Here is a 26,588-nt window from a genome sequence, read left to right as displayed (position 1 = left end):
AGATGTTAAAAGGCCCGATTCAATGAATCGGGCCTTTTGTTTATGTGATATTCAGTGATAACTCAGTTAGCCGTTCACGATCTGTGGGAACACACGCACCAGCTTGATACGGTTCTCTTCGAGTTCAACGATTTCCATTGGGTGGCTGGCAACCTGAACACTCAGGTGACTCTCGGGAATATCTTCAAGATGTTCTAGTATCAAACCATTAAGCGTTCTTGGGCCATCGGTAGGCAGTGCCCACTGCAACCCTTTGTTAATGTCTCGGATGTTGGCGCTGCCTTCAATCAAGAAGCTACCATCGCTTTGCGGTGTGATCTCTTCAGATAAACTTGGTGCGATTGAAGTCGTAAATTCGCCCACGATCTCTTCGAGAATATCTTCGAGGGTAACCAAACCGTTAATATCGCCATACTCATCAACAATCAAACCGATACGCTGTTTGTTGCGTTGGAATTTAAGCAGTTGGGTGTTAAGCGGCGTCGCTTCCGGAATAAAGTAGATCTCATCTGCAGCACGCAGCAGGGTCTCTTTATTGAATTCGTTCTTTTCGAGCATCAAGCGATAAGCTTCACGCAGCCTCAGCATGCCAACCACTTCATCTATCTGATCACGGTACAACACGATGCGACCATGAGGTGAATGAGTGAGCTGACGCACGATCGATTTCCAATCATCATTGATGTCGATACCGGTGATCTCGTTACGTGGCACCATTATGTCATTCACGGTGACGTGTTCTAAATCGAGAATAGACACCAACATATCTTGGTGACGCTGTGGTATTAGGTTACCCGCTTCATTTACTACCGTTCTGAGTTCTTCTGAGCTTAGATGATCGGTTGCATCGTGACTGGCTTTTACACCTAAGATACGAATGAAGCCATTGGTAATAAAGTTGACCAAGATAACCAATGGAGATAGCACCTTCATCAGTATTATTAATAGAATACTGCTGGCGAAAGAAACTCGTTCAGGGAAAAGAGAAGCGATGGTTTTTGGTGTCACCTCAGCAAACACTAGGATCACTAGGGTCAGGGCTCCGGTTGCGATTGCAACGCCGATATCTCCGTAGATACGCATACCAAGAATAGTCGCGATCGCGGATGCAAGAATATTGACGAGATTGTTGCCGATGAGAATAAGGCCAATCAATCTGTCTGGGCGACTCAGGAGTTTTTCTACGCGTTTGGCTCCTTTATGACCCGTATTGGCCAAGTGCTTTAAACGGTAGCGGTTCAAGGACATCATGCCCGTTTCGGAACCAGAGAAATAACCAGAAATTACAATGAGACACGCGAGTAGCGCAAATAAGATACCCGTTGATATGTCGTCCAAAACTATTCTTTTCCTTTTTGTGCATCTTGATTAATTTATGACCGAACATGGTCGAGATGTCAATTGAATGTATCGTACTCAATATTTTAAAGGCAAGGTGCGTGAAACCTTGCCTTCGTTATACAGACTAACTCAGGATTATTTCCTGAACGAAGCGGCTACCGAAGTAAGCTAATGTGAGCATGGTGGCACCCGCAAGGGCAAACCATGTGACTTTTTGCCCACGCCAACCTTTCTGATAGTGACCCCAAAGAAGGATGGAATAGATAATCCAAGCGATAAAAGACAATACCGCTTTATGTGCTTTACCTTGAGCAAACATATCTTGTACGAAGATAAGTCCAGTTAATAAAGTACCTGTTAACAAACCATTACCGATTAAAATGATCTTGAAAAGCTGTCTTTCCACCATCATTAAAGGAGGTAGGTTAGGGTTTATCACTAAGGCTTTTTTCTTTTTAAGTTTGTGATCTAGCCACGCGAGTTGCATAGCGTATAGCGCACCGATGGTAAGTGTCGCGTATGAGAACAGAGCTAAAGATATGTGTAGCAACAGCTTCGGGTCATTCTCTAAGTGTTTGATGAAGGTACTAGGAAGAAAAGTGGCAGCCATTAGATTTAGAGCAGCGAAGCTATAAACAACAGGTAAGATGAACCACAAACGTGTTTTGAGCATAGCACCGCTCATGACCACAGATATGATTAAACTGATTAAAGAAGCAACGTTTAAGATACTGAGGTTTTGACCACTGGCATTAAAGATTAAATCGCCAAGCAACCAAGCATGGAAAGCTAAAGCAAGTAATGCGCTGATAAACACCGTTTTTACACGGATTCCTGTTTGGTGCACGAGACCTGGAATGATCGTGAAAATCGCCATTGTATAAAGAAAGGCTGCTGCGATCGCAATAAGACTGTCCATGGTATCCATTTAAATGATTACTAATTGGCGAATTATACCTCGCATCGCTCTTTGGGGCTATGGTGAACCTCATTCAATTCCAAGTGAATAATGTCTCACATCACATGCGTGGATGATTAACGCTCCACAACGGGTATGACTCTAATCCGCGCTAATGTATACTCACAGTAATAGTCGCAGTTTTGAGCGAAGAGAAAACTATGTTTGATAATTTAACGGATCGTCTATCCAAAACGCTGAAAAACATCAGCGGTAAAGGTCGCCTGACCGAAGACAATATTAAAGAGACGCTGCGTGAAGTACGTATGGCGCTACTTGAAGCCGACGTCGCACTGCCAGTTGTCCGCGATTTTGTTAAGCGCGTAAAAGAAGGCGCTGTGGGTGTCGAGGTTTCTAAATCTCTAACACCTGGTCAAGAATTCATTAAGATCGTTCAAGCTGAACTTGAAGCTGTGATGGGGGAGTCTAACGAGGCTCTTGACCTAGCAGCACAACCGCCAGCAGTTATCTTAATGGCGGGTCTACAAGGTGCGGGTAAAACCACATCGGTAGGTAAGTTATCTAAGCTCCTGACTGAGCGTGATAAGAAGAAAGTTTTGGTTGTGTCTGCCGACGTTTACCGTCCAGCCGCGATCAAACAGCTTGAAACCTTAGCAAGCGATGTTGGTGTCGACTTCTTCCCATCTTCAGCTGACCAAAAGCCTCTTGATATTGCAAACGCTGCAATCGGCCACGCGAAGAAGAAATTCTACGATGTGCTAATTGTCGATACTGCCGGTCGTTTGGCTATCGATGAAGAGATGATGGGCGAAATCAAAGAGCTTCATACTGCCATTAAACCAGTAGAGACGCTGTTCGTTGTTGATGCTATGACAGGTCAAGATGCTGCGAATACTGCAAAAGCCTTTGGCGATACGCTACCACTAACCGGTGTTATCTTAACTAAAGTGGATGGTGACGCGCGTGGTGGTGCTGCACTGTCTGTTCGTCACATCACAGGTAAGCCGATTAAATTCTTAGGTGTTGGTGAAAAGACTGACGCATTAGAACCATTCCACCCAGATCGTGTTGCTTCTCGCATCTTAGGTATGGGCGACGTACTGTCTCTTATTGAAGACCTACAGAAAAACGTTGATACCGAGAAAGCAGAGAAACTGGCTAAGAAGTTCAAAGAGAAGAAAGGCTTTGACCTTGAAGACTTCCGTGAGCAACTTGGTCAGATGAAAAACATGGGCGGCATGATGGGCATGATGGATAAGCTTCCAGGCATGTCTCAGCTACCAGACAACGTTAAAGATAAAGTTGATGACAAGATGTTCAAGCAAATGGAAGCGATCATCAACTCTATGACAATGAAAGAGCGTCAGCGCCCAGACCTAATCAAAGGCTCACGCAAAAAGCGTATTGCTGCAGGTTCTGGTACGCAAGTACAAGATGTAAACCGTATGCTTAAACAGTTCACTCAAATGCAGAAGATGATGAAGAAAATGCAGAAAGGTGGAATGAAAGGCATGATGCGCAACATGCAAGGCATGATGGGCGGCGGTGGAGGTATGGGCGGAATGGGTGGTGGTTTTAACCCGTTTGGCCGATAATCTACAAATGTAAGCTTTAGCTACGTTACTTTTCATAGTGTTAGCCGTGTCACAGAAAGTGAGCGGTGGCTATGTTGGTGAAAAAATAGCTAAAGCCCTTGCATTACCCCGGAATAAGAGTAAAATTCCGGGGCTTTAATTTGGCACGAGACCCCAAGCTATTTACTTATACTTGGGGTTAATTATTTTATTAAGAAAGCAAAGAGGACGACATGGTAACCATTCGTTTGGCACGTCACGGTGCAAAGAAGCGCCCATTTTATCAAATCGTAGTTGCGGATAGCCGTAACGCTGCAACTGGCCGTTTCATCGAGAAAGTAGGTTTCTTTAACCCTACTGCTAAAGGTCAAGAAGAAGGTCTACGTCTAGACCTAGATCGTGTTAACCACTGGGTTGGTCAAGGCGCATCTCTATCTGACCGCGTAGCTAAGCTAGTTAAAGACGCTCAAAAAGCGGCTTAATTCTTTTTTAAAAAGAGAAATAGCTTATGTCGATGAAGGGTAAAGAAACGATGAGCGAGCAAAACGAAAGAATTGTTATGGGTAAACTTGGGTCTACCTATGGTATTCGTGGCTGGCTTAAAGTGTTCTCCTACACAGACAATGCTGAAAGCATATTTGATTACAGTCCTTGGTATTTAAAGCTAAAGGGCGAGTGGGTTGAGTATAAAGTTGAAAGCTGGAAACGTCATGGCCAAGGTTATGTATGTAAGCTAGCGGGATTAGATGTACGTGAAGACGCGCAACTGATGACCAACTTTGAAATTGCTATTGACCCTGCTTCATTACCTGAATTGTCAGAAGATGAATTCTACTGGCGCGAATTGTTCGGTATGCAAGTTTTTACCACTAAAGGTTACAACCTTGGTGAGGTCACTGACCTATTAGAAACTGGCTCGAACGATGTTCTAGTAATAAAAGCAAATCTTAAAGATGCTTTTGGCCAAAAGGAACGGTTAATCCCGTACCTTGAAGAGCAAGTGATCAAGAAAGTTGATCGCGAAGCTCGCCGGATCGAAGTTGACTGGGATCCTGGATTCTAACTCCAAATTACAGAGCGAGAGAACACATGTGGGTTGGCATTATTAGCCTTTTTCCTGAAATGTTCCGTTCTGTTACTGATTTTGGAGTAACAGGTCAAGCGGTTAAAAAAGGTCTTTTATCTATTGAGACATGGAATCCTCGTGATTTCACTCATGATAAACATCGCACTGTTGATGACAGACCTTACGGTGGTGGTCCTGGCATGTTAATGATGGTTCAGCCTTTGCGCGATGCTATCCAAACAGCTAAACAGGCAGCACCGGGAAAGACGAAAGTTATCTACCTTTCACCTCAAGGCCGTAAACTCGACCAACAAGGTGTTGAAGAGCTGGCAACAAACGAGAACTTGCTTCTTATTTGTGGTCGCTATGAAGGGGTAGATGAGCGCATCATTCAATCTGAAGTCGACGAAGAATGGTCGATTGGAGATTTTGTGATGACGGGTGGTGAACTGCCAGCCATGACGCTGATTGATTCAGTATCTCGGTTTGTTCCGGGTGTACTTGGAGATTTCGCTTCAGCAGAAGAAGATTCTTTTGCAAATGGTTTGCTAGATTGTCCCCATTATACGCGCCCTGAGGTGCTAGACGATAAAGATGTGCCATCGGTACTCAAGTCTGGAAACCATAAGGACATTCGTCTCTGGCGATTGAAACAATCGTTGGGCCGAACTTGGCTAAGAAGACCAGAGCTCCTGGAAAACCTAGCTCTGACTGACGAACAGGAACAATTACTGGCTGAATTCATTAAAGAGCAACGCTCTTAACGAAAAGCAAGCAGTAACCTATTAAATTTAGTATCAGTTTATTCTAGGAATTTATACAAATGAGCAACATCATCAAGGCTCTTGAAGAAGAGCAACTAAAATCAGACCTTCCTAAATTCGCACCAGGTGACACTGTTGTAGTTAAGGTTAAGGTAAAAGAAGGTGACCGTGAGCGTCTACAGGCTTTCGAAGGCGTTGTAATCGCTATTCGTAACCGTGGTCTACACTCTGCATTCACAGTTCGTAAGATCTCGAACGGTGAAGGCGTAGAGCGTGCGTTCCAAACTCACTCTCCAATGGTTGATAGCATCGAAGTTAAACGCCGTGGTGCAGTACGTCGTGCCAAGTTGTACTACCTACGTGAGCGTTCTGGTAAGTCAGCTCGTATTAAAGAGAAGCTTACTAAGAAGTAATTCTTTTTGCATTCTATCGATAAAAGCGGAGCCATTTGGCTCCGCTTTTTTGTGTCTGCTATTTAGAGTCTCACAGGTAAGAGATCCCCAACTCGCTCGTTCCTCACTCTTGAGAATAACGAATGGGTAACCGGAATCTGGCATTGGGTGATGAAGATTTATTGAGGTAGAGACCCAGTAGGAAGGCTGTGGCTAATAGAATCCCGTAGGGACAGTAACCGTCATTCCCTAGACTGTGAAGGAAGGAGTAGGGAATTTCTAGTAGCGCCGTGTTATAGGCAATAAAAAAGGATTGACGTTAAACGCCAATCCTTCAAATGCTATTCGCTATTCGCTATTCGCTATTCGCCTAGTGCGGGTCTTCTGACCAACCATCGCTATCTGACATGTCTGGTGCGCCAGCGATGCTGTTCTCTTCGTCTGCCCATTCACCGAAATCAATCATCTGACATTGCTTGCTGCAAAACGGGCGATGTGGGCTTTGTTCACCCCATTCAACGTCAGTATTACATTGAGGGCATTTAACGATGGTGATTTTGTTTGACATAGTGATTCTTAATTTGTGAGGCGTAATAATAGTGAGTTTAGGCTCGAGTGAGGACTCAAGCCAAACTATAAAAGGAAATGAATTAGCTGCAGATAGCCAACTCAAATTCAATATCTTGAGTACAGGCTTGCCCAGTTTCAAAGCTCATAAATTTAATAGCGAAACGGTTTTTATGTCCCGAGATCATCGGGTAGGCACCGTACTGCATTGGAATTGATAGGCGAAGGATATTCGCTTCATCAGCATCGCTTTGGAAGAAACCTGTACGAGCGATCTGATCCTTAAAGTGACCAGTCTCTCTGGTGAGCTTCAACCATAGTGTTAGCGCTTCATACAGAGGCTGTAGGCTATCCATCCATGTCTTAGCATCTCTAACTCTCTTATCAAGAGGAAGATGAAGCCAATAATGTAGAGCCGGTAAATCAAAGCAACATGAGCCACCTGGCAAGTTAAAGCGTTGACGAATGGCGCTAAGGAAGCGGTCTTCCTTTAATGATTGCCCAAAACGTTCCGCCTGCATCAGTTCACGATAGATATGACTAATATCATTGAGCAATGATGTCAGCATCTCTTGATCGACACCTTCAACATCTAACCAACTTTTATAGGTTACACGCTGTTTTTCAATATCTTTTGCGAGTTCGCTCTTAAGTTGTATCTGTTCGAATATTTCAATCAGATCAAAGATAGAACGGAAAAAGAGTTGATACTGTTGAGCATCGGAAAATGCAGAAGACAAGTGTAACTGCCTCAAGAGTGATTCAACTCTTAAGTAGATGCGTGTTTTCTCATTTAGAGGATGTTCAAATTTGTGGGTGATCATCGAGCAAACCTTCATTCAACATTGTTCTATTCTGACCCATCTACTGCACTGATTGCCAGATACTTTTGATGTAAATCTGTGATTTGAGGCAAAAGTTTTTGGTTTTGAGTATGGTTTTTAATCACGTCATCTGCAACTGCTAAGCGCTGTTCTCTTGATGCCTGTGATTTTAAAATTGATTCAACTTGTTCCCTAGAAACATTATCGCGACTCATCGTACGTTCTATTTGCACTTCTACCGGCACATCAACGATTAATACGCGATCGGTCATGCCTTGCATTTGGTTTTCAACCAATAGCGGTGCGACTAATAAAGCATAAGGGGATGTGACTTTAGACAGGTCACTGTCAATTTTGTCGCGGATCATAGGGTGAAGCAGTTCATTGAGCCATTGTTTTTCTGTGGGATCAGAAAAGATCACTTCGCGCAGTTTAGCTCGGTTCAGCGCCCCATCTTCGAGCAATATCTCTTCACCAAAATGAGTCGCAATCTGTTTTAGACCTTCACTGCCCAACGCCACCACTTCGCGTGCCACTATATCAGCATCGACAATATCAATATTGAAATGCTCATTGAACAGGTTGGCTACTGTGGTTTTACCGCTGGCGATCCCACCGCTTAATCCGATAATGATTGCCATGATTAAATCCCTAGTACAGATGTGAAATACCAACCCATGATGTCATTGCCCCACATCAAACTTACCCAACCCGCAATCGCGAGGTATGGGCCAAACGGGAAGGCTTTATCTATGCCTTGCTGTTTCAAGCGAAGCTGAATCAAGCCGAAAACCAAACCGACCAGCGACGACAAAAGAATGATCATTGGTAGGTGTTGCCAGCCAAGCCATGCACCTAATGCGGCTAGGAGTTTGAAGTCTCCATATCCCATGCCTTCTTTGCCTGTTAGTAGCTTGAACAACCAATAAACAGACCACAAAGCTAGGTAGCCGGCTATTGCGCCAACCACGGAATCTTGAAGCGATATTGGGCTGACGTTAAACAGAGCTAAAGCGATACCAGACCAAACCAAAGGTAAGGTGATTTGATCAGGTAACAGCATGGTATCTAGGTCGATAAAGGTTGCGGCAATCAATGCAAAGGTGAAAAAAATCAAAGCAATGGCGTAGTAACTGAAACCAAAGTGGCTAGCCACTACGGTGCATAGTATTGCAGTCAGCAGTTCGACCAATGGATAGCGAGCACTGATTGGGTTAGCACAGCTATGACACTTACCTTTTAAGAACAACCAGCTTAATACTGGAACATTGTCGACGATTCTTAATTGGGATTTACATTTCGGGCAAGCCGAACGAGGGATACTGAGATTGAACTTCCCCTCTGGCGCTGGAATTTTATATTGAGAGAAATACTCCGAGCACTCTTGTTGCCACTCTCGTTCCATCATAATCGGTAAACGGTGTATGACTACGTTGAGGAAACTGCCAATAAGAAGGCTAAAAATGAAAGCTAATACGGGGAATAGCCAAGGATAGTAGTGAAATACTTCCATAGTGTCCTTTACCACTTAATCAATACAAGCAGTAGTTCGCTGCTTGAGGGGGGGTTGGTTGCTTTTAGCTATCCTAACACACTCATAAGATTAAAGATCGGTAAGTACATCGCGACAACAAGCCCACCAATAGCGGTGCCTAAAAATACGATGATCAGTGGCTCTAAAATCTTACCTAAATTATCGACGGTGTTGTCGACTTCAAATTCATAAATAGATGCGATTTTATTGAGCATGGCATCAAGGTTACCGGACTCTTCTCCTATCATAACCATCTGTAAAACCATCTCAGGAAAAGCATCGGTATTGCGCATCGCGATATACATCGGCATGCCAGCGGCAGTTTCACGGTGAACCTCGATGATGGCCGATTCATAATGCAGGTTACCTGCGGTTTTGGCTGTGGTCTTCAGGCTGGTTAAAATAGGAATCCCTGAACTAAAACTGGTTGATAAGGTTCGGCTGAATTTGGCGATTGAGGCTTTGGCCAATACTCCGCCAAGAATAGGGAATCGCAAACCTAGACGGCTGAATGATAAACGAATGGAATAAGACCGTTGACGCAGTTGGTAGGTAAATAATGTGCCTAACCCTATGCCAACGGCAGCATAAAGACTGTAAGCCTGTACCCAATGTGAAAGGGAGAGTACTTGTTGAGTAAACCAAGGGAGGTCTGCCCCGAAGCCTGAAAACATCGATTCAAATTCAGGAATGACCATGGTGAGCATTAAGTAAGAGACAGTCAGCGCGACAGCGACCACCATTGTGGGGTAAATCAGTGCTTTTATGACCTTAGACTTTAGCTGCTCACTCTTTTCTCTATAGGTTGCCAAGCGCTCAAAGACTTGCGCTAGATTACCGGAAAGCTCGCCAGTGGCGACTAAGTCGGTATACAGGTCATCAAAGTGAGAGCTTGCCGTCCGCATCGCTTTTGATATAGGAGTTCCCGCTTCGACACCTCGACAGATGTGCAATAGAATTGATTTCATTTCAGCTTTACGGTGATTGTCTGACACTAGCTTAATGGCCTGAACGATAGGCACGCCAGTGGCAAGCATGGTCGCAAGTTGTCGAGTTAAAATAGTGATGTCTTTGGCTTTGACTCTGTGTGTTAAACGAGTGACTGCTGAGATACTTTTCTTTTTAATTTTCTTAATCTGAATATGCTGCTCTTTGAGCTTTTCTCGTACTTCTAATTCGGCGAGTGCCAAGGTTTGCCCTGACACCTTTTTGCCTGAGCTGTTTATGCCTTTCCAGTGGTAGTTTTTTAATTGTGACTGCAGTTTAGTGCTCATGAGTGCTCCGATGGATTATAGATACAGAACACGTTGCAGTTCTTGATAGCTGGTCGTGCCTTCAAGCAACTTATCGATACCGGATTCTTGCAGTGTTCTCATTCCTTCTCTACGCGCGAGATCTTCAATCTCTAATGCGTTAGGTTTATTGATCAGACTATTTTTTAGTTTGTCGGTGAACGGCATTACTTCGTAGATACCCACTCGACCGGAGTAACCCTGATTACACTCATTGCATCCTTGTGGGGTGGCTTTGTAGAGTGTTTGATTGTTAGGAATAGAGTGACGCAGAAATATGTCCGGCGAGTTGTCAGCTGTTTTGCAGTAGTTGCACAGTCTTCTTGCCAGTCGCTGCGCGATAATCAGGCTTAATGATGAAGCGAGGTTAAAGGGTTCAATCCCCATATGGGCGAGCCGAGTCACGGTTTCCGAAGCTGAGTTAGTATGGAGTGTCGACAGGACTAAGTGACCCGTTTGCGACGCTTTGATCGCGATCTCTGCGGTTTCCAAATCGCGGATCTCACCGACCATCACTACATCAGGATCTTGTCGTAAAAACGATCGTAGTGCTTCGGCAAACCCAAAGCCGATCTTTGGCGTCACCTGTACCTGATTGATACCACACAGGTTGATCTCCACCGGATCTTCAGCTGTTGATATATTACGCTCAGAGGTGTTAAGCATGCGAAGTCCAGTGTAAAGAGACACGGTTTTGCCACTGCCTGTGGGCCCAGTCATTAAGATCATTCCTTGCGGGCGTTTTAGGGCATTGAGATAGAGCGCTTTTTGATCCTCGCTGTAACCTAATTTATCGATATCTAAATTGGCTGCGCTGCTGTCTAGAAGACGCAGTACGATCTTTTCTCCCCACAATGTTGGTAGAGTCGATACTCGCATATCAATCGCGAGTTCGTCATTCAAACGCAGCTTAATACGACCGTCTTGAGGTAAGCGACGTTCAGCTATATCAAGTTTGGCGAGAATTTTCAGGCGAGCGGATAAGCGGCGGCTTAGATGGGAAGCGGGCTGTTGAACCTCAACAAGGATGCCGTCACAACGTAGGCGAACTCGGTAGTTTTCTTCATAAGGTTCGAAGTGGATGTCTGATGCGCCTTTACGCACCGCATCAACCAGTATCTGATTGATAAATCGACTGACAGGGGAGTCGTCTTGACTGAGATCTTCAATTGAACTCATTTCATCGTCAGAGACTTCAACAAGATTGGCGAGCTCATCTTGGGTGATCTCTTTGCGCTTGGAGTCTTGCCCGGAAATAGAGCGACCATACAGCTTTCGTATTGCGCCTTCTAATTCGGAGTAGTTAGCGACAACCAACTCAATCTGTAATCCCGTTGCAAATCGAAAGTCGTCTTCAGCTTGCAAGTCGGTTGGATCGGCAGAGGCGAGCGTGAGAGTAGAGTTAGAGAGGACAACTGGGATAGCACGATACTTAGTGATCAATTCACGAAGTCCCAATTGGTCACACAAGATTTCATAGTCAATACTGGCCAGTTGCACTAACGGCAAACCGAAAATGGTTTTGATGTTATTAGCGAGGCTCTCCTCAGAGAATATGTCTAGAACAAGCAAAGCTTCAGGTGTAGAAATACCTGAAGCTTGTACATGTTCCGCAACGGCCTGTTCTTGAGTCAGGCTAAGTAAGTTAGCCTGACGGAGAACTGTGCAAAGATTAGTATACATTACCTTTCTGGACACCAGTCTGCATTGCCAGCACCGGTACAAGTTACTGCCCATGTAACACCTGAGGCTGATATTGATGGAGTTAAAACAACTGTAGAATTAGCAGCTAATGCCCCTTTTGCTGCAACTGTTGCTGTTATATTTCCTGTCGCTGTTCCTAATGCAGCTTGAGCAATAGTGGAAGATACAGTGAAATCATCAGTAGCATTTTTTTGAAATTGTTGATTTCCAGGAACACCACCATTTCCAGATGAACAGTCGGCTTGTCCATCAAGTAAGCATATACTGGTTGCTGTCTTAAATGCTGAAGAAGCACTTAACATCTCACTAGCATGTGCTCGGTTTGTATAATTTTGATAAGCAGGCACAGCAAACGCAGCTAAAATCCCAATAATCGCAACCACAATCATCAATTCAATCAGCGTAAAGCCTTTCTGGTTTTTTCTTTTGTTTTTCATTGTTCTATTCCATTCGTTTAGTTTGTTTCAGTGCAAGCACCGGTTGATGGAGAGAATAGAAGTTGAGATTTAGAAGTGGAATGGTGTTCAGGTGTGGGCGCGAGTGGTTTTGTATTTATTGGTGTACTGTTTCATATGGGGAGCAAAATTATGCGATCAGCTTAGTTAATTGATTGATATACTGATAATAAAAGCAATAAAAAGGCATGGCTGATTGCCATGCCTAGAAGTTAAGTGATTGATAGAACTATGAGATTAAGCTTTGAATCGCATTGAAAGGTCCATTGCTTTTAGATGCTTAGTCAGTGCTCCCACTGAGATGTAATCGACACCCGTTTCAGCGAACTCTGCAATCGTATCTAAAGTCACGTTACCTGAGTTTTCTAGTGCTGCACGACCTGCGTTGATTTTAACCGCTTCACGCATCATGTCTGTGGTGAAGTTGTCTAGCATGATGATGTCTGCACCGGCGCTGATTGCTTGCTCTAGCTCTGCTAGGCTTTCGGTTTCAACTTCTACAGGCTTACCCGGGTTAAGCTCTTTTGCTGTCGAGATCGCTTTCTCAATGCCACCACATGCGATGATGTGGTTTTCTTTGATTAGGTAGGCATCGAAAACACCAATACGGTGGTTGAAGCCACCACCACAAGCCACAGCGTATTTTAGTGCGCTACGTAGGCCAGGAATCGTTTTGCGAGTGTCTAACAGGCGGCATTCTGTGTGTTTGATTTTGTCAGCGTAGATTGCTGTCGCCGTCGCACAACCAGACAGTGTTTGAATGAAGTTCATTGCGTTACGCTCACCGGTTAAAAGTGCGCGAGCAGGGCCAGTTAGCGTGCAAAGCGTTTGATTTGGTTCAACTTTGTCACCGTCTTCTACGTTCCACTCGATAGTGACTTCACCGCCCAATTGCTTAAACACTTCATCAGCCCAAGCTTTACCACAGAACACACCGTGCTCACGGGTAATGATGGTTGCGCTGTTGATTGCGTCTGCAGGGATTAGACTTGCCGTAATATCAGCCGCTGGATCTAACGTTCCACCTAGATCTTCTTTGATGGTCTCAGCGACTGCGCGAGTGATCTCTAGCGGCAGTTGCTCTTTTAAGTAATCAAGGCGTTGGTGGCTGTTATGTGTGTTTTTCATCGCAAATCTAATCTTGAAAGGGAGTGGGAATGGAATGATACTCTTGCTTAACTTCAAATTAAAGAGGCTAGCACGATGGCTCTATGGGCAAAGTCACAATCTATTGTGTTAGCGGAAAAGAAAGTGAGATTAAGATGACGATCAGCTCCAACGGATGGTATGACAATGCTCGGCATGTTCCTTCCCCATATTTTGATGCTAGACCTAGCACCGACGATATCTCTCTGCTGGTGGTCCATAACATTAGTTTACCACCTGGCCAATTTGGCGGGCCTTACATTGAGCAGTTTTTCACGGGCAAACTTAATCCGGCAGAGCATCCGTTTTTTAAAGTGATTCATCAAATGGGCGTTTCGGCACATTGCTTGATTCGCCGTGATGGTGAGGTGGTGCAGTTTGTATCGTTTCTTGATCGAGCTTGGCATGCCGGCCATTCGAGCTTCGCTGGCCGTGAAAGATGTAATGATTATTCGATTGGTATTGAACTAGAAGGCAGTGACTTTGTGGCGTATAGCGAGCAGCAGTATCAAGCGCTTGCCCAATTAACAGAAACGATTGTATCCACTTTTTCTCAAATCACCACCGAACGCATTACGGGTCATCAATATATAGCCCCGCTACGCAAAACTGACCCTGGTTTGGTTTTCGACTGGCAGAAGTTTAAAGGCGAGCTCAAGGTTTAAGCCTCATTATCGAAGATGCTCTTATTGTTGCTGGTGGTTGAATAGTCAACGCCTAGCATAATGACTTGTGAATTTTTGTTGTTGCGATGTAAATAAAGTGGTTAGGGGGAGGGCGTCAATAAATCGAGAGTGTGACGAGCTTATCAAACGATCTAATATTAAAACTTATGAACAGAATTTCTACCTCTAATGTGCGCTTGGTTGGATTTTTAATCAAGTGGCACTCATCTTTCTGAAACAATCCATTTTTATCCTGAAACTTTCTAGCACGGATACTCCCCAAAAGTATTACCCCTGTAAATGGTAAGACCAAATTGGTTGCTGTTTTAAATTTCATTTGTTAAATCATGGTTAATTCGTGCTGTGTTCTATGATTCAGGTCAATTTTAGTCTGGACAGTGGCGTTTTAATTATGTTAATTTCTGCCCAACTTAAAATTGGTAATACCAATTGTCAGCGAAGAAAAAGAAGAACAACAAACTATGGCTTATCAAAGGATTCGTCAGCCAAAACTCTCGGACGTTATAGAACAAGAGTTAGAAAGGTTGATAGTGGAAGGAACACTGGCTCCAGGGCAGCAGCTGCCGCCTGAGCGCGAACTGGCGAAACAGTTCGATGTGTCTCGTCCTTCAATCCGAGAAGCGATACAACGTTTAGAAGCAAAACGCCTGCTTACTCGCCGTCAAGGTGGAGGTACGTTTGTTAGCGAAAATATCTGGAAAAGCTTTTCAGATCCTTTGCTTAATTTGTTGTCCTCCCATTCTGAAACCCAACTAGACTTGTTGGAATCGCGTCATGCGATGGAAGGGATTTCGGCTTACTTCGCGGCATTGCGTGGCACTGATGAAGATTTTGCTCGAATTCAAGCATGCCAAGAGAAAATTCGTGGTGCGCAAGATAAGGGTGATATTGAAGCCGAATCTGCAGCGGTGATGGCTTTTCTTATTGCTTTAACAGAGGCAGCGCACAATGTGGTGTTATTGCACATAGTTCGTAGCTTGGCTCCGTTACTCGAACAAAACGTCTTAGAAAATTTAAAGCTGTTGCATCGTCGTAAAGACGTTGTGGAGAAAGTGAGTATACATCGAGCTAACATTGTAGATGCGATCGTTTCAGGACTGCCAGAACAGGCACGTGAAATGTCACACTCTCATTTAGCTTACATCGAAGAAACATTGATGGATTTGACCAAAGAAGAATCGCGTCGCGAACGTTCTTTACGTCGAATTCAACAGGGTAAATAGCCGTAATACTTCGGCTTTTTACGTGTTTAGTAGAATCCAACTAACAAAAAGGATAGATCGCCATGTCTGACATGAAGCATGACGTTGATGCTCTGGAAACTCAAGATTGGTTAGAAGCTCTTGAGTCAGTAGTACGTGAAGAAGGTGTAGAACGTGCACAGTTTTTACTAGAACAAGTTCTAGATAAAGCGCGTTTAGATGGTGTTGATATGGCTACAGGCATCAACACAAACTACATCAACACAATTCCAGCAGCACAAGAGCCAGCTTACCCTGGTGACGTAACTCTTGAGCGTCGTATTCGTTCGATTATTCGCTGGAACGCAATCATGATTGTATTGCGTGCTTCTAAGAAAGACCTAGACCTTGGTGGTCACATGGCTTCTTACCAGTCAGCTGCTGCGTTCTACGAAGTATGTTTTAACCACTTCTTCCGTGCTCCAAACGAGACCGACGGTGGCGATCTAGTTTACTACCAAGGTCACATCTCTCCTGGTATCTACTCTCGTGCATTCGTTGAAGGTCGTCTAACTGAAGAACAGCTAGATAACTTCCGTCAAGAAGTTGATGGTAAAGGTATCCCTTCATACCCGCACCCTAAACTAATGCCTGAATTCTGGCAGTTCCCAACAGTATCTATGGGTCTAGGCCCTATCTCTGCTATCTACCAAGCGCGCTTCCTTAAGTACCTTGAAGGTCGTGGCATGAAAGATACTTCAGGTCAGCGTGTATACGCGTTCCTAGGTGACGGTGAGATGGATGAGCCAGAATCACGTGGTGCTATCTCTTTCGCTGCGCGTGAGAAGCTAGACAACCTATGTTTCCTAATCAACTGTAACCTACAGCGTCTAGACGGCCCTGTAATGGGTAACGGTAGCATCATCCAAGAACTTGAAGGCCTATTTAAAGGCGCCGGTTGGAACGTTGTTAAAGTTATCTGGGGTAGCAACTGGGATTCTCTACTAGCTAAAGACACGACTGGTAAGCTTCTTCAACTAATGAATGAAACTATCGATGGTGACTACCAAACATTCAAATCTAAAGATGGCGCATACGTACGTGAGCACTTCTTTGGTAAGTACCCAGAAACAGCTGCACTAGTTGCAGACATGACTGACGACCAAATCTTCGAACTGAAACGTGGTGGTCACGATTCTTCTAAACTGTTCGCTGCATTCAACAATGCAAAAGAGACAGGTGGCAAACCAACAGTAATCCTAGCTAAGACAGTTAAAGGTTACGGTATGGGTGAAGCTGCAGAAGGTAAGAACATCGCTCACGGTGTTAAGAAGATGGACATGACTCACGTACAATACCTACGTGACCGTCTAGGCCTACAAGACATCCTTTCTGATGAGAAAGTATCTGAGCTTCCTTACCTAACACTGGAAGAAGGTTCAGCTGAGTACGAATACCTACATGCTCGTCGTAAAGCACTACAAGGTTACACTCCTCAGCGTCTGCCAAAATTCACTCAAGAGTTCAAAGTTCCTGAGCTAGACGCATTCGCACCTCTACTGGGTGAACAGAAGCGTGATATCTCTACAACGATGGCTTATGTACGTACGCTTAACATCCTTCTTAAAGATAAGAACATTGGTAAGAACATCGTTCCTATCATCTGTGATGAAGCTCGTACATTCGGTATGGAAGGTCTATTCCGTCAGGTTGGTATTTACAACCCACACGGTCAAGACTACACGCCTGAAGATAAAGGCATCGTTTCTTACTACAAAGAAGCGACTTCTGGTCAAGTTCTTCAAGAAGGTATCAACGAACTAGGTTCTATGGCTTCATGGGTTGCAGCTGCAACTTCATACAGCACAAACGATCTACCGATGATCCCGTTCTACATCTACTACTCAATGTTCGGTTTCCAACGTATCGGTGACATGGCTTGGTTAGCAGGTGACCAACAAGCTCGTGGTTTCCTACTTGGTGCAACTGCAGGCCGTACAACGCTAAATGGCGAAGGTCTACAGCACGAAGATGGCCACTCGCACATCATGGCGAACACAGTACCTAACTGTATCTCTTACGACCCAACGTTTGCTTACGAGCTAGCGGTAATCATGCAAGACGGTATCCGTCGCATGTATGGTGAGAACCAAGAGAACGTTTACTACTACCTAACAGTAATGAACGAAAACTACGCAATGCCAGCAATGCCAGAAGGCGCTGAAGAAGGCATCCGTAAGGGTATTTACAAGCTTGAGTCTTACGCAGGTTCTAAGTCTAAGGTTCAATTAATGAGCTCTGGTACTATCATGAACGAAGCGCGTAAAGCCGCTAAGATCCTGAGCGAAGAGTACGGCGTAGCATCTGATGTATTCTCTGTAACGTCGTTCAACGAATTGACTCGTGACGGCCAAGCGGTAGAGCGTGACAACATGCTTCACCCAGAAGCTGAAGAGAAAGTACCGTACATCACAACTGTTCTTGGTAACGAACCTGCAATCGCAGTTACGGATTACATGAAGAACTACGCTGAGCAAGTACGTGCATTCATGCCTTCTGAGTCTTACAAAGTACTTGGTACTGACGGTTTCGGTCGCTCAGACAGCCGTGAAAACCTACGTCGTCACTTCGAAGTAAATGCAGGCTACGTTGTTGTTGCAGCACTTACTGAACTGGCTAAACGTGGTGATGTTAAGAAATCAGTAGTTGCTGAAGCAATTGCTAAATTCGGCATCGACGCAGACAAAATTAACCCGCAATACGCATAAGACTGGCATTAAGGTAGGTAAATACAATGACAATCGAAATTAATGTACCAGACATCGGTGCTGACGAGGTTGAAGTAACTGAGATTCTTGTAAACGTTGGCGACAAGGTTGAAGAAGAACAGTCACTGATCACTGTTGAAGGCGACAAAGCTTCAATGGAAGTTCCTGCGTCTCAAGCGGGTATCGTTAAAGAAATCAAAATAGCGGAAGGCGATTCAGTTTCTACTGGTTCTCTTATCATGATCTTTGAAGAGGCAGGCTCTCCTGCGGAAGGTGCTGCAGCAGCACCGGCTGCGGCATCAGTTGCTGAGCTTAAAGAAGTTCACGTTCCTGATATCGGCGGTGATGAAGTTGAAGTAACTGAAATCATGGTTGCAATCGGTGATGCAGTAGAAGAAGAGCAATCTCTTCTTACTGTTGAAGGTGACAAGGCTTCAATGGAAGTTCCTGCACCATTCGCTGGTATCGTTAAAGAAATCAAGATCGCTTCTGGTGATTCAGTTTCTACTGGTTCTCTAGTAATGGTATTCGAAGTAGCTGGTTCAGCACCTGCAGCAGCTCCGGCTCCTGCGGCGGCAGCACCAGTTGCAGCGGCTTCAGCAGCATCTGGTACGCCTGCCGCAGCTGAAAAAGAAGTAAACGTTCCTGATATCGGTGGTGACGAAGTAGAAGTTACTGAAATCATGGTAGCGGTTGGCGATACAGTAGAAGAAGAGCAATCTCTAATTACTGTTGAAGGCGACAAAGCTTCAATGGAAGTGCCTGCACCATTCGCTGGTACAGTAAAAGAAATCAAGATTGCAGCTGGCGACAAAGTGTCAACTGGCTCTCTAATCATGACTTTCGTAGTGGCCGGCACTCCGGTTGAAGGCGCAGCTCCTGCTCCTGTTGCAGCTCCAGCACAAGCAGCAGCTCCGGCAGCAGCACCTGCTCCTAAAGCAGAAGCAGTAGCTCCAGCAGCTGGCGACTTCCAAGAGAACGGTGACTACGCACACGCTTCTCCAGTTGTTCGTCGTCTTGCTCGCGAATTTGGCGTTAATCTTTCTAAGGTTAAAGGTACTGGTCGTAAGAGCCGTATCCTTAAAGAAGACGTTCAGTCTTACGTTAAAGATGCACTTAAGCGTCTAGAGTCTGGTGCTGCAGCACCTGGCAAAGGCGGCGACGGTTCTGCTCTTGGTCTACTACCGTGGCCAAAAGTTGACTTCAGCAAGTTCGGCGAAACTGAAGTTCAGAAGCTTTCTAAGATTAAGAAGATCTCTGGCGCTAACCTGCACCGTAACTGGGTAATGATCCCGCACGTTACACAGTGGGACAATGCAGATATCACTGAGCTAGAAGCATTCCGTAAAGAACAGAACGCAATCGAAGCGAAGAAAGACACTGGCATGAAGATCACTCCACTTGTGTTCATCATGAAAGCTGTTGCTAAAGCGCTAGAAGCATTCCCAGCATTTAACTCTTCTCTTTCTGAAGATGGCGAAAGCATCATTCTTAAGAAGTACGTAAACGTGGGTATCGCTGTTGATACACCAAACGGCCTAGTTGTTCCTGTCTTCAAAGACGTGAACAAGAAAGGCATTTACGAGCTATCTGAAGAGCTAATGGCTGTGTCTAAGAAAGCACGCTCTGGTAAGCTAACAGCGGCAGACATGCATGGCGGTTGTTTCACAATCTCTAGCCTTGGTGGTATTGGCGGTACTGCATTTACACCAATCGTAAATGCGCCAGAAGTAGGTATCCTAGGTGTATCTAAGTCTGAAATTAAGCCAGTTTGGAATGGTAAAGAGTTCCAACCACGTCTACAGCTTCCACTGTCTCTATCATACGATCACCGTGTGATCGATGGTGCTGAAGGTGCACGCTTCATTACTTTCCTAAACAGCGCACTATCTGACATTCGTCGTCTAGTACTGTAATTGAGAAAGTAATTATTAAGGTGGCTTTCGGGTCACCTTAATTCTTTATATAAAGACTATTTTTAGAGAACAGTTTCCCGCATTTCTCATAAAGCGGAAGGGAATTGTTGTCTAGCTCACAGGCTAACTTAAAGCTACTTTCACACTGTTAACATCTCTGTAAAATGTTTCCTGTTTGAAAGCCCAATAATTTAAGAACATCTACTCAGCCTGTTAGGGATAATGACTACAAGAGGTCACAATGAGCAAAGAAATTAAAGCCCAAGTTGTTGTACTTGGTTCAGGTCCTGCTGGTTACTCAGCGGCATTCCGTTGTGCGGATTTAGGTCTAGAAACAGTACTAGTTGAACGTTACAGCACTCTTGGTGGTGTATGTCTAAACGTTGGTTGTATTCCATCAAAAGCACTTCTTCACGTATCTAAAGTAATTGAAGAAGCAAAAGCGATGGCAGAGCACGGCGTTGTATTCGGCGAGCCACAGACGGACATCAACAAGATCCGTATCTGGAAAGAAAAAGTAGTTGATCAACTGACTGGCGGTCTTGGCGGTATGGCTAAGATGCGTAACGTTACAGTTGTTAACGGTTTTGGTAAGTTCACTGGTCCTAACAGCATTCTTGTTGAAGGCGAAGGCGAAGCAACGACAGTTAACTTCGACAACGCAATCATTGCTGCGGGTTCTCGCCCAATCAAACTTCCGTTCATCCCACATGAAGACCCACGTATTTGGGATTCTACGGATGCACTAGAACTAAACGAAGTACCAGAAAAACTGCTTATCATGGGCGGTGGTATCATCGGTCTTGAGATGGGTACGGTTTACCACTCTCTAGGTTCTAAAGTTGAAGTTGTTGAGATGTTCGATCAAGTTATCCCTGCTGCGGATAAAGACATCGTTAAAGTCTTCACTAAGCGCATTAAAGATAAGTTCAAGCTAATGCTTGAAACTAAAGTGACAGCGGTTGAAGCGAAAGAAGACGGTATCTACGTTTCAATGGAAGGCAAGAAAGCACCAGCAGAAGCTGAGCGCTACGATGCAGTTCTTGTTGCTATCGGTCGTGTTCCAAACGGTGCACTTATCGACGCTGAAAAAGCAGGTATCGAAGTTGATGAGCGCGGTTTCATCAATGTTGATAAGCAAATGCGTACTAACGTTCCTCACATCCACGCGATCGGTGATGTTGTTGGTCAACCAATGCTTGCTCACAAAGGTGTGCATGAAGGTCACGTAGCTGCTGAAGTTATCTCTGGTAAGAAGCACTACTTCGATCCTAAAGTAATCCCATCAATTGCGTACACGGAGCCAGAAGTAGCTTGGGTAGGTAAGACTGAGAAAGAAGCGAAAGCGGAAGGCCTGAACTACGAAGTTGCTACTTTCCCTTGGGCTGCTTCTGGTCGTGCAATCGCTTCAGACTGTGCTGACGGTATGACTAAGATGATCTTCGATAAAGAGACTCATCGCGTAATCGGTGGTGCTGTTGTTGGTACTAATGGTGGTGAACTTCTTGGCGAAATCGGCCTAGCAATCGAAATGGGTTGTGATGCAGAAGATATCGCACTGACTATCCACGCTCACCCAACTCTACACGAGTCTGTTGGTCTTGCTGCAGAAGTATTCGAAGGTTCAATCACTGACCTTCCAAACAAAAAAGCAGTGAAAAAGAAGAAGTAATTCTTCTTTAGCCACTCGCTAATGTTTTTAAAAGCCGCTGATTCGTCAGCGGCTTTTTTATGTCTGAAGAAAAAATGGTCGTCATGCCTGTAAGAGATCCCCAACTCGCTCGTCCCTCGCTCTTGAGGGTGATGAAGTGAAGTGTTGAAGCTCATGCTTTAGTGTCTAATTAATTTTTCCGTCTGTCGTTTACGATGACGATGAAGTTAAGCGTAGTAGTTCTTTATATCCGTCATTATCTAGAGTGACGAAGGAAGGAATAGGGAATCTGATTAGGTGAGAGGAAATTAAAAAGGGCTAGCGTAAAAGCCAACCCTTAGTTTTGTGCGAAGCTCGAAGTTACTTATAAATACACAGCATATTTAGGTAGCTATCAGTCAAGGTCGAAAGCTCTTCTTGCGTATCTACACGCTTCGCTTGAATGAATAGCGAGTAACAAATGCCGTGGAACAGATTCGCAAGGTGCTTAGGGTCGTGGTCGTCACAGACTTCGCCACGCTCTATCGCTTTGCTAAACATGTTTTGTAATAACATTTGGTTGGTGCGGTTTGTGGTTACGAATAGCGGCCATACTTCATCGCGAGTTGATGCACTCCATTCGAACCATACGTTTAACCAATTGCTATCATGAGCCACTAAGGTCACCATTTCAGTCGCAATATTGTGTAGGTTTTCTTTTGCGTGAATATCTAAGTCGATATTGTCTGAAAGGAAGTTCGAGAATTGACGAACTACATGGTTAAGTACTTCATCAACCAGATCTTCACGGGTAGGGAAGTAGTTAAATACGGTTGCTACCGACACCTGAGCGATGTCTGCAATATCAGCGTGTCCACCGCGGCCAATGCCACGGCGAGAGAATACTTCAAGTGCGATTTCCATTAATTGAAGTTTTCTTTTTAAGGGTGAAAGCCTAGTTCTAGGTCTCTTCGTGATTGAGTCCATTTTGTTTTTCCTTGCCAACGAATTTTTATATTAATGATTTTATTATTATTTAAGCCAAGATGAGTGTAATGGTGCATATGTGAATGGTCAATCCCTTGTGCTTGTTTTATAGACAGTTACATCAAACTTGATACATAAAGCGTGATCAGTGTTGATGTGAAAGGACATGAGTATCTGATATAGCACCAATGCACATTTCATTGAGAATCTAACAGTAAATTCGAACCATAAGGTGGTGTGGGTATTTGAGCAGTGCTAGACTAACGCACAAAATTGAGCGACATAAATGACGAAAGTGTCAACATTCGTCGCAATCACCAAATAAAATGAGAGCAGTATGAAGCATACAGTTGAAGTCATGATCTCTGAGCAAGAAGTTCAGGATCGAGTGAACGAACTAGGCAAGCAGATCACGGAGCATTATCAAGGTAGTGAAGATCTAGTTTTAGTTGGCTTATTGCGTGGATCTTTTGTCTTTATGGCGGATCTTGCTCGTGCTATCGATTTAACTCACCAAGTGGATTTTATGACCGCGTCTAGCTACGGTAACGGCATGGAAAGCTCACGTGACGTGCGTATTTTGAAAGACCTTGATGATGATATCCAAGGTAAAGATGTTCTACTTGTAGAAGACATTATCGATACTGGTAACACACTGACTAAAGTAAAAGAAATTCTGAGCTTGCGTGGTCCTAAATCTATCGAAATTTGTACGCTATTAGACAAGCCTTCTCGTCGTGAAGTCATTGTCGATACAAAGTGGATTGGTTTTGAAATCCCAGACGAATTTGTTGTTGGTGTGGGTATCGACTACGCACAAAAATATCGTCACCTACCGTACATCGGTAAAGTGGTACCTCAAGAGTAATCATTATTCTTTGAAAAACCAAAAGGCTCGCACAATGCGAGCCTTTCTTATATCTACGGGGTCGACTCTAAGGGCTAACCAAGAGTGGGAGACGATAGGATTTTTTCAAGCGCTTCTAAATGGCTATTTTCTAATGTGTCATTACTTGAGCAACGAACGCCGAGGTCTTGCAGCTTTCCATTACCAATACCATAAACCACGCCGTGGATTTCAATATCTTGTCCACGCTCCCATGCGCTTTGCATTATAGTTGAGTTACCAAGGTTATAGACCTGTTCAGCAACGTTAATTTCGCACAACTTGTCGCCCCATTGTTGACGAGGTAGAGATTCAATTTGCTTTCGGTACTTAAGGTAGTTATCGCGAATGTGCAGCAGCCAGTTGTTAATAAGACCCAGTTTAGGGTTATCAATCGCTGCATTCACACCGCCACAGCCGTAGTGACCACAGACAATAATATGTTTAACTTTGAGCACATCAACAGCGTATTGCACTACTGATAAGCAATTTAGGTCAGTATGAACCACTTGATTAGCGACATTTCGGTGAACAAACAGTTCGCCAGAATATAAACCAGTGAGACGCTCGGCCGGAACGCGGCTATCTGAGCAACCTATCCATAGAAAACCAGGGCTTTGACCCTCTTCAAGCGTTGTAAAATACTCAGGTCGTTGAGAGCGAATTTCTTCTGACCATTTAGAGTTGTTTTCAAAAAGCTGTTTAATCTCTGGCATTTTGCGTCTTACATCCCTTAATTAAGAACTCTAACTATACACAATGTTACAAATTCAATCTTGTAAAAACTGTGTCAAATAGTACTCATCTGACGTGTACTAGTCGTTAAAATCATTAACTTAGCGTAAAAGTTATGATCTGAATATAAGAAACGAATAGTGTGATTAAATTAACACTTTCTGAACCGTTGATACATTTGTTAAAGTGATAAGGTTTGTCATTTCATCATCAGGAAGGTGTGTTTTGTTTGGAAGTCGTTTTACAGATATCAATCTCAAAGGAGATATGTTTGGCGGTGTCACTACAGCCATCATCTCATTGCCTTTAGCGTTGGCATTTGGTGTCGCTTCTGGTGCGGGCGCGGAAGCTGGCCTTTGGGGCGCCATCATGGTTGGCCTATTTGCAGCATTGTTTGGTGGCTCAAGCAGCTTGATATCAGAGCCTACTGGGCCGATGACGGTGATCATGACGGCAGTAATGACCAGTATGGTGGCCAAGTACCCTGAAACCGGTATGGCAATGACCTTTACCGTGGTAATGATGGCAGGTGCTTTTCAGATATTACTCGGTACATTAAAACTCGGAAAGTACGTTACTTTGATGCCATATAGCGTAATTTCTGGCTTTATGTCTGGTATTGGCGTGATTCTTGTCATTCTGCAACTCTCCCCTTTGCTAGGGCACGCAGCCCCTTCTGGCGGAGTGATGGGCACGCTTTCGGCACTTCCTGATACGCTGGCGAATCTGAAAGTCAGTGAGCTGTTTTTAGGGGCATTAACGCTTGGTATCCTTTTCGGTTTTCCAGCTAAATACCGTAAGTATGTGCCTGCTCAATTGGTCGCGTTAGTGGCTGTCACGCTCTTATCCGTTATTATCTTTGATACCGACTCTATTCGCCGTATTGGTGAAATTCCCGCAGGCTTACCTTCTCTTGTTATTCCGACTATCAGCTCAGAGCAATTCACTGCAATGGTTCTCGATGCTTTGGTACTGGGTACTCTTGGTTGTATTGATACGCTTTTGACTGCGGTTATCGGAGATTCATTGACTCGTAAAGAGCATGATTCAGACAAAGAACTTCGTGGCCAAGGCATTGCGAATATGATTTCTGGTCTGTTTGGTGCGCTGCCCGGTGCGGGTGCAACCATGGGCACTGTGACCAACATTCAGGTCGGGGCTCGCTCTCCTCTTTCTGGCGTAATTCGTGCTTTGGTACTTGCGCTAGTGGTATTGGTTGCGGGGGGGTTAACAGAACCGATTCCTATGGCGGTGCTAGCCGGTATCGCGATGTATGTTGGTTTCAACATTCTTGACTGGAGTTTTATTCAGCGCGCCCACAAGGTGAGTTATGCCGGCATGGGTGTCATGTACGGTGTGATGTTATTAACCGTATTCGTTGATCTAATTATTGCGGTCGGGCTGGGCGTTTTTATCTCAAACATTCTGATCATTGAAAGGCTGAGTCGAGAGCAAGCTAGACAAGTTAAGGCGATCAGCGATGGCGATGATGAAGACGATATCCCATTGACTGACAGTGAACGTCAGTTACTGGATAGTGCCAATGGTAAAGTGTTGTTCTTCTACCTTTCTGGGCCGATGATATTCAGTGTTTCAAAAGCGATTTCACGTCAACACTCGAGTATTTCTGATTATGAAGCGATGATCTTAGATCTAACTGATGTGCCTATGATTGATGTTACCGTTGGCCTAGCGCTAGAAAATGCGATTAAAGATGCCCTAGATGCGCAGTGTGAGGTGTACTTATTGTGTCCTAATGAGAATACTCGTCAGCAACTAGAGAAGTTCCACGTGATTGATCTTGTGCCTGAATCCAACACCTATCGATTCAGATATGAAGCCTTGACAGCTGCAACAAGCTACGTCGACAGAGATGAGCATCAATTTGAGACAGTTTAACCTTCAGTTATAGGTTTAGATGAATGAGTCATTTGTGCTCTATTCCATATTAATAATGAGTGCCGCTAAGTGAATAACTTCGCGGCATTTTTTTGTTTATTGGCGGCTAACTTACTCTTCACGTAGCCAATGCTCTATCTGTTTTTAAAGGAAACTCTCACTCGATATTTGTATTAATCGTTAATTAACGATAAGCTTGTTTGCAAAATGGCCGAGTAAATAATACCAATCACAGTAAGTAAGTGTTCAAAAATAGCGTAGGAAAAAAGCTTGAGAACAAGGCTGTTCTTCTCGATAAGAAGTTTCGATAAGTAGTTATTCT

24 protein-coding genes are annotated in these 26,588 nt (G+C 44.3%); 12 read left to right on the top strand and 12 right to left on the bottom strand.

Annotated features, from left to right (window positions below; all coding sequences use genetic code 11):
• Positions 1 to 66: 66 nt before the first annotated feature.
• Together AB4407_RS14370 and AB4407_RS14365 are read right to left on the bottom strand one after the other, a co-directional pair.
• Positions 67 to 1,338: an HlyC/CorC family transporter gene (locus AB4407_RS14370; protein ID WP_372121045.1), complete on the bottom strand. Its 1,272-nt coding sequence runs from the start codon at positions 1,336 to 1,338 to the stop codon at positions 67 to 69.
• 127 nt (positions 1,339 to 1,465) lie between these two features.
• Positions 1,466 to 2,260: an inner membrane protein YpjD gene (locus AB4407_RS14365; RefSeq protein WP_372121044.1), complete on the bottom strand. Its 795-nt coding sequence runs from the start codon at positions 2,258 to 2,260 to the stop codon at positions 1,466 to 1,468.
• Between the two features lie 200 nt (positions 2,261 to 2,460).
• Between AB4407_RS14365 and ffh the strand changes: the two genes are divergently transcribed.
• The 5 genes from ffh (at position 2,461) to rplS (ending at position 6,077) form a co-directional block, all read left to right on the top strand.
• Complete coding sequence (ffh, locus tag AB4407_RS14360; protein ID WP_372121043.1) at positions 2,461 to 3,855, top strand: signal recognition particle protein; 1,395 nt, start codon at positions 2,461 to 2,463, stop codon at positions 3,853 to 3,855.
• Positions 3,856 to 4,067: 212 nt separating this feature from the next.
• Positions 4,068 to 4,316: a 30S ribosomal protein S16 gene (gene rpsP / locus AB4407_RS14355; RefSeq protein ID WP_005438039.1), complete on the top strand. Its 249-nt coding sequence runs from the start codon at positions 4,068 to 4,070 to the stop codon at positions 4,314 to 4,316.
• Between the two features lie 26 nt (positions 4,317 to 4,342).
• Positions 4,343 to 4,897: a ribosome maturation factor RimM gene (rimM, locus tag AB4407_RS14350; RefSeq protein ID WP_009847609.1), complete on the top strand. Its 555-nt coding sequence runs from the start codon at positions 4,343 to 4,345 to the stop codon at positions 4,895 to 4,897.
• A gap of 26 nt (positions 4,898 to 4,923) precedes the next feature.
• A complete protein-coding gene (trmD, locus tag AB4407_RS14345) occupies positions 4,924 to 5,664 on the top strand; it encodes a tRNA (guanosine(37)-N1)-methyltransferase TrmD (RefSeq protein WP_372121042.1) in 741 nt (246 codons plus the stop codon).
• Between the two features lie 59 nt (positions 5,665 to 5,723).
• Positions 5,724 to 6,077 carry a 50S ribosomal protein L19 gene (gene rplS / locus AB4407_RS14340; protein WP_009847607.1) on the top strand — a complete coding sequence of 118 codons (354 nt, stop codon included), beginning with the start codon at positions 5,724 to 5,726 and terminating at the stop codon, positions 6,075 to 6,077.
• A gap of 349 nt (positions 6,078 to 6,426) precedes the next feature.
• Here rplS and yacG read toward each other — a convergent pair whose 3' ends face one another.
• The 8 genes from yacG to nadC form a co-directional block, all read right to left on the bottom strand.
• Positions 6,427 to 6,624, bottom strand: coding sequence for a DNA gyrase inhibitor YacG (gene yacG / locus AB4407_RS14335; RefSeq protein ID WP_102249162.1), 198 nt, complete (start codon positions 6,622 to 6,624; stop codon positions 6,427 to 6,429).
• A gap of 82 nt (positions 6,625 to 6,706) precedes the next feature.
• Positions 6,707 to 7,447, bottom strand: a complete 741-nt coding sequence (gene zapD / locus AB4407_RS14330) for a cell division protein ZapD (RefSeq protein ID WP_017101235.1) — start codon at positions 7,445 to 7,447, stop codon at positions 6,707 to 6,709.
• 26 nt (positions 7,448 to 7,473) lie between these two features.
• A complete protein-coding gene (gene coaE / locus AB4407_RS14325; RefSeq protein WP_372121041.1) occupies positions 7,474 to 8,088 on the bottom strand; it encodes a dephospho-CoA kinase in 615 nt (204 codons plus the stop codon).
• 2 nt (positions 8,089 to 8,090) lie between these two features.
• Positions 8,091 to 8,960 (bottom strand): A24 family peptidase, encoded by an 870-nt coding sequence (locus tag AB4407_RS14320; protein ID WP_372121040.1) that lies wholly within the window; start codon positions 8,958 to 8,960, stop codon positions 8,091 to 8,093.
• 68 nt (positions 8,961 to 9,028) lie between these two features.
• Positions 9,029 to 10,255: a type II secretion system F family protein gene (locus AB4407_RS14315; protein ID WP_372121039.1), complete on the bottom strand. Its 1,227-nt coding sequence runs from the start codon at positions 10,253 to 10,255 to the stop codon at positions 9,029 to 9,031.
• Positions 10,256 to 10,270: 15 nt separating this feature from the next.
• The gene (gene pilB / locus AB4407_RS14310; protein WP_372121038.1) at positions 10,271 to 11,956 is read right to left on the bottom strand and encodes a type IV-A pilus assembly ATPase PilB; all 1,686 of its coding nucleotides are present in this window, start codon (positions 11,954 to 11,956) and stop codon (positions 10,271 to 10,273) included.
• Entirely contained in the window at positions 11,956 to 12,414 is a 459-nt protein-coding gene (locus AB4407_RS14305; RefSeq protein WP_372121037.1) for a prepilin-type N-terminal cleavage/methylation domain-containing protein, read from the bottom strand. The genes pilB and AB4407_RS14305 overlap by 1 nt, the downstream gene beginning before the upstream one ends.
• Positions 12,415 to 12,669: 255 nt before the next feature.
• Positions 12,670 to 13,560, bottom strand: a complete 891-nt coding sequence (nadC, locus tag AB4407_RS14300; RefSeq protein WP_017103843.1) for a carboxylating nicotinate-nucleotide diphosphorylase — start codon at positions 13,558 to 13,560, stop codon at positions 12,670 to 12,672.
• 83 nt (positions 13,561 to 13,643) lie between these two features.
• On the opposite strand from nadC, the gene ampD reads away from it, so the two are divergent.
• The 5 genes from ampD to lpdA all read left to right on the top strand — a co-directional run bounded on the left by ampD (position 13,644) and on the right by lpdA (position 21,801).
• Positions 13,644 to 14,243, top strand: coding sequence for a 1,6-anhydro-N-acetylmuramyl-L-alanine amidase AmpD (gene ampD, locus AB4407_RS14295; protein ID WP_372121036.1), 600 nt, complete (start codon positions 13,644 to 13,646; stop codon positions 14,241 to 14,243).
• Positions 14,244 to 14,725: 482 nt separating this feature from the next.
• The gene (gene pdhR, locus AB4407_RS14290) at positions 14,726 to 15,487 is read left to right on the top strand and encodes a pyruvate dehydrogenase complex transcriptional repressor PdhR (RefSeq protein ID WP_123310423.1); all 762 of its coding nucleotides are present in this window, start codon (positions 14,726 to 14,728) and stop codon (positions 15,485 to 15,487) included.
• Between the two features lie 62 nt (positions 15,488 to 15,549).
• Complete coding sequence (gene aceE / locus AB4407_RS14285; RefSeq protein WP_372121035.1) at positions 15,550 to 18,213, top strand: pyruvate dehydrogenase (acetyl-transferring), homodimeric type; 2,664 nt, start codon at positions 15,550 to 15,552, stop codon at positions 18,211 to 18,213.
• A gap of 26 nt (positions 18,214 to 18,239) precedes the next feature.
• Entirely contained in the window at positions 18,240 to 20,129 is a 1,890-nt protein-coding gene (gene aceF, locus AB4407_RS14280; protein WP_372121034.1) for a pyruvate dehydrogenase complex dihydrolipoyllysine-residue acetyltransferase, read from the top strand.
• Positions 20,130 to 20,370: 241 nt separating this feature from the next.
• Positions 20,371 to 21,801 (top strand): dihydrolipoyl dehydrogenase, encoded by a 1,431-nt coding sequence (gene lpdA, locus AB4407_RS14275; RefSeq protein ID WP_012604738.1) that lies wholly within the window; start codon positions 20,371 to 20,373, stop codon positions 21,799 to 21,801.
• A gap of 339 nt (positions 21,802 to 22,140) precedes the next feature.
• Here the strand turns inward: lpdA and AB4407_RS14270 are convergent, their stop codons facing one another.
• The gene (locus AB4407_RS14270; protein WP_372121033.1) at positions 22,141 to 22,746 is read right to left on the bottom strand and encodes a LuxR/HapR/OpaR family quorum-sensing transcriptional regulator; all 606 of its coding nucleotides are present in this window, start codon (positions 22,744 to 22,746) and stop codon (positions 22,141 to 22,143) included.
• 337 nt (positions 22,747 to 23,083) lie between these two features.
• On the opposite strand from AB4407_RS14270, the gene hpt reads away from it, so the two are divergent.
• Positions 23,084 to 23,614, top strand: a complete 531-nt coding sequence (hpt, locus tag AB4407_RS14265) for a hypoxanthine phosphoribosyltransferase (protein WP_009847591.1) — start codon at positions 23,084 to 23,086, stop codon at positions 23,612 to 23,614.
• Between the two features lie 74 nt (positions 23,615 to 23,688).
• On the opposite strand, the gene can is transcribed toward hpt, so the two are convergent.
• A complete protein-coding gene (can, locus tag AB4407_RS14260) occupies positions 23,689 to 24,348 on the bottom strand; it encodes a carbonate dehydratase (protein ID WP_372121032.1) in 660 nt (219 codons plus the stop codon).
• Between the two features lie 286 nt (positions 24,349 to 24,634).
• On the opposite strand from can, the gene AB4407_RS14255 reads away from it, so the two are divergent.
• The gene (locus tag AB4407_RS14255) at positions 24,635 to 26,266 is read left to right on the top strand and encodes a SulP family inorganic anion transporter (RefSeq protein WP_372121053.1); all 1,632 of its coding nucleotides are present in this window, start codon (positions 24,635 to 24,637) and stop codon (positions 26,264 to 26,266) included.
• The last annotated feature ends 322 nt before the right edge of the window (positions 26,267 to 26,588 follow it).

It is taken from the genome of Vibrio sp. 10N.261.46.E11, assembly GCF_041472735.1.
In the GTDB taxonomy this organism is placed as follows: Bacteria; Pseudomonadota; Gammaproteobacteria; order Enterobacterales; family Vibrionaceae; genus Vibrio.
The sequence above is the reverse complement of the archived record's forward strand: the minus strand, read 5'-3'. Positions and strand labels throughout refer to the sequence as shown.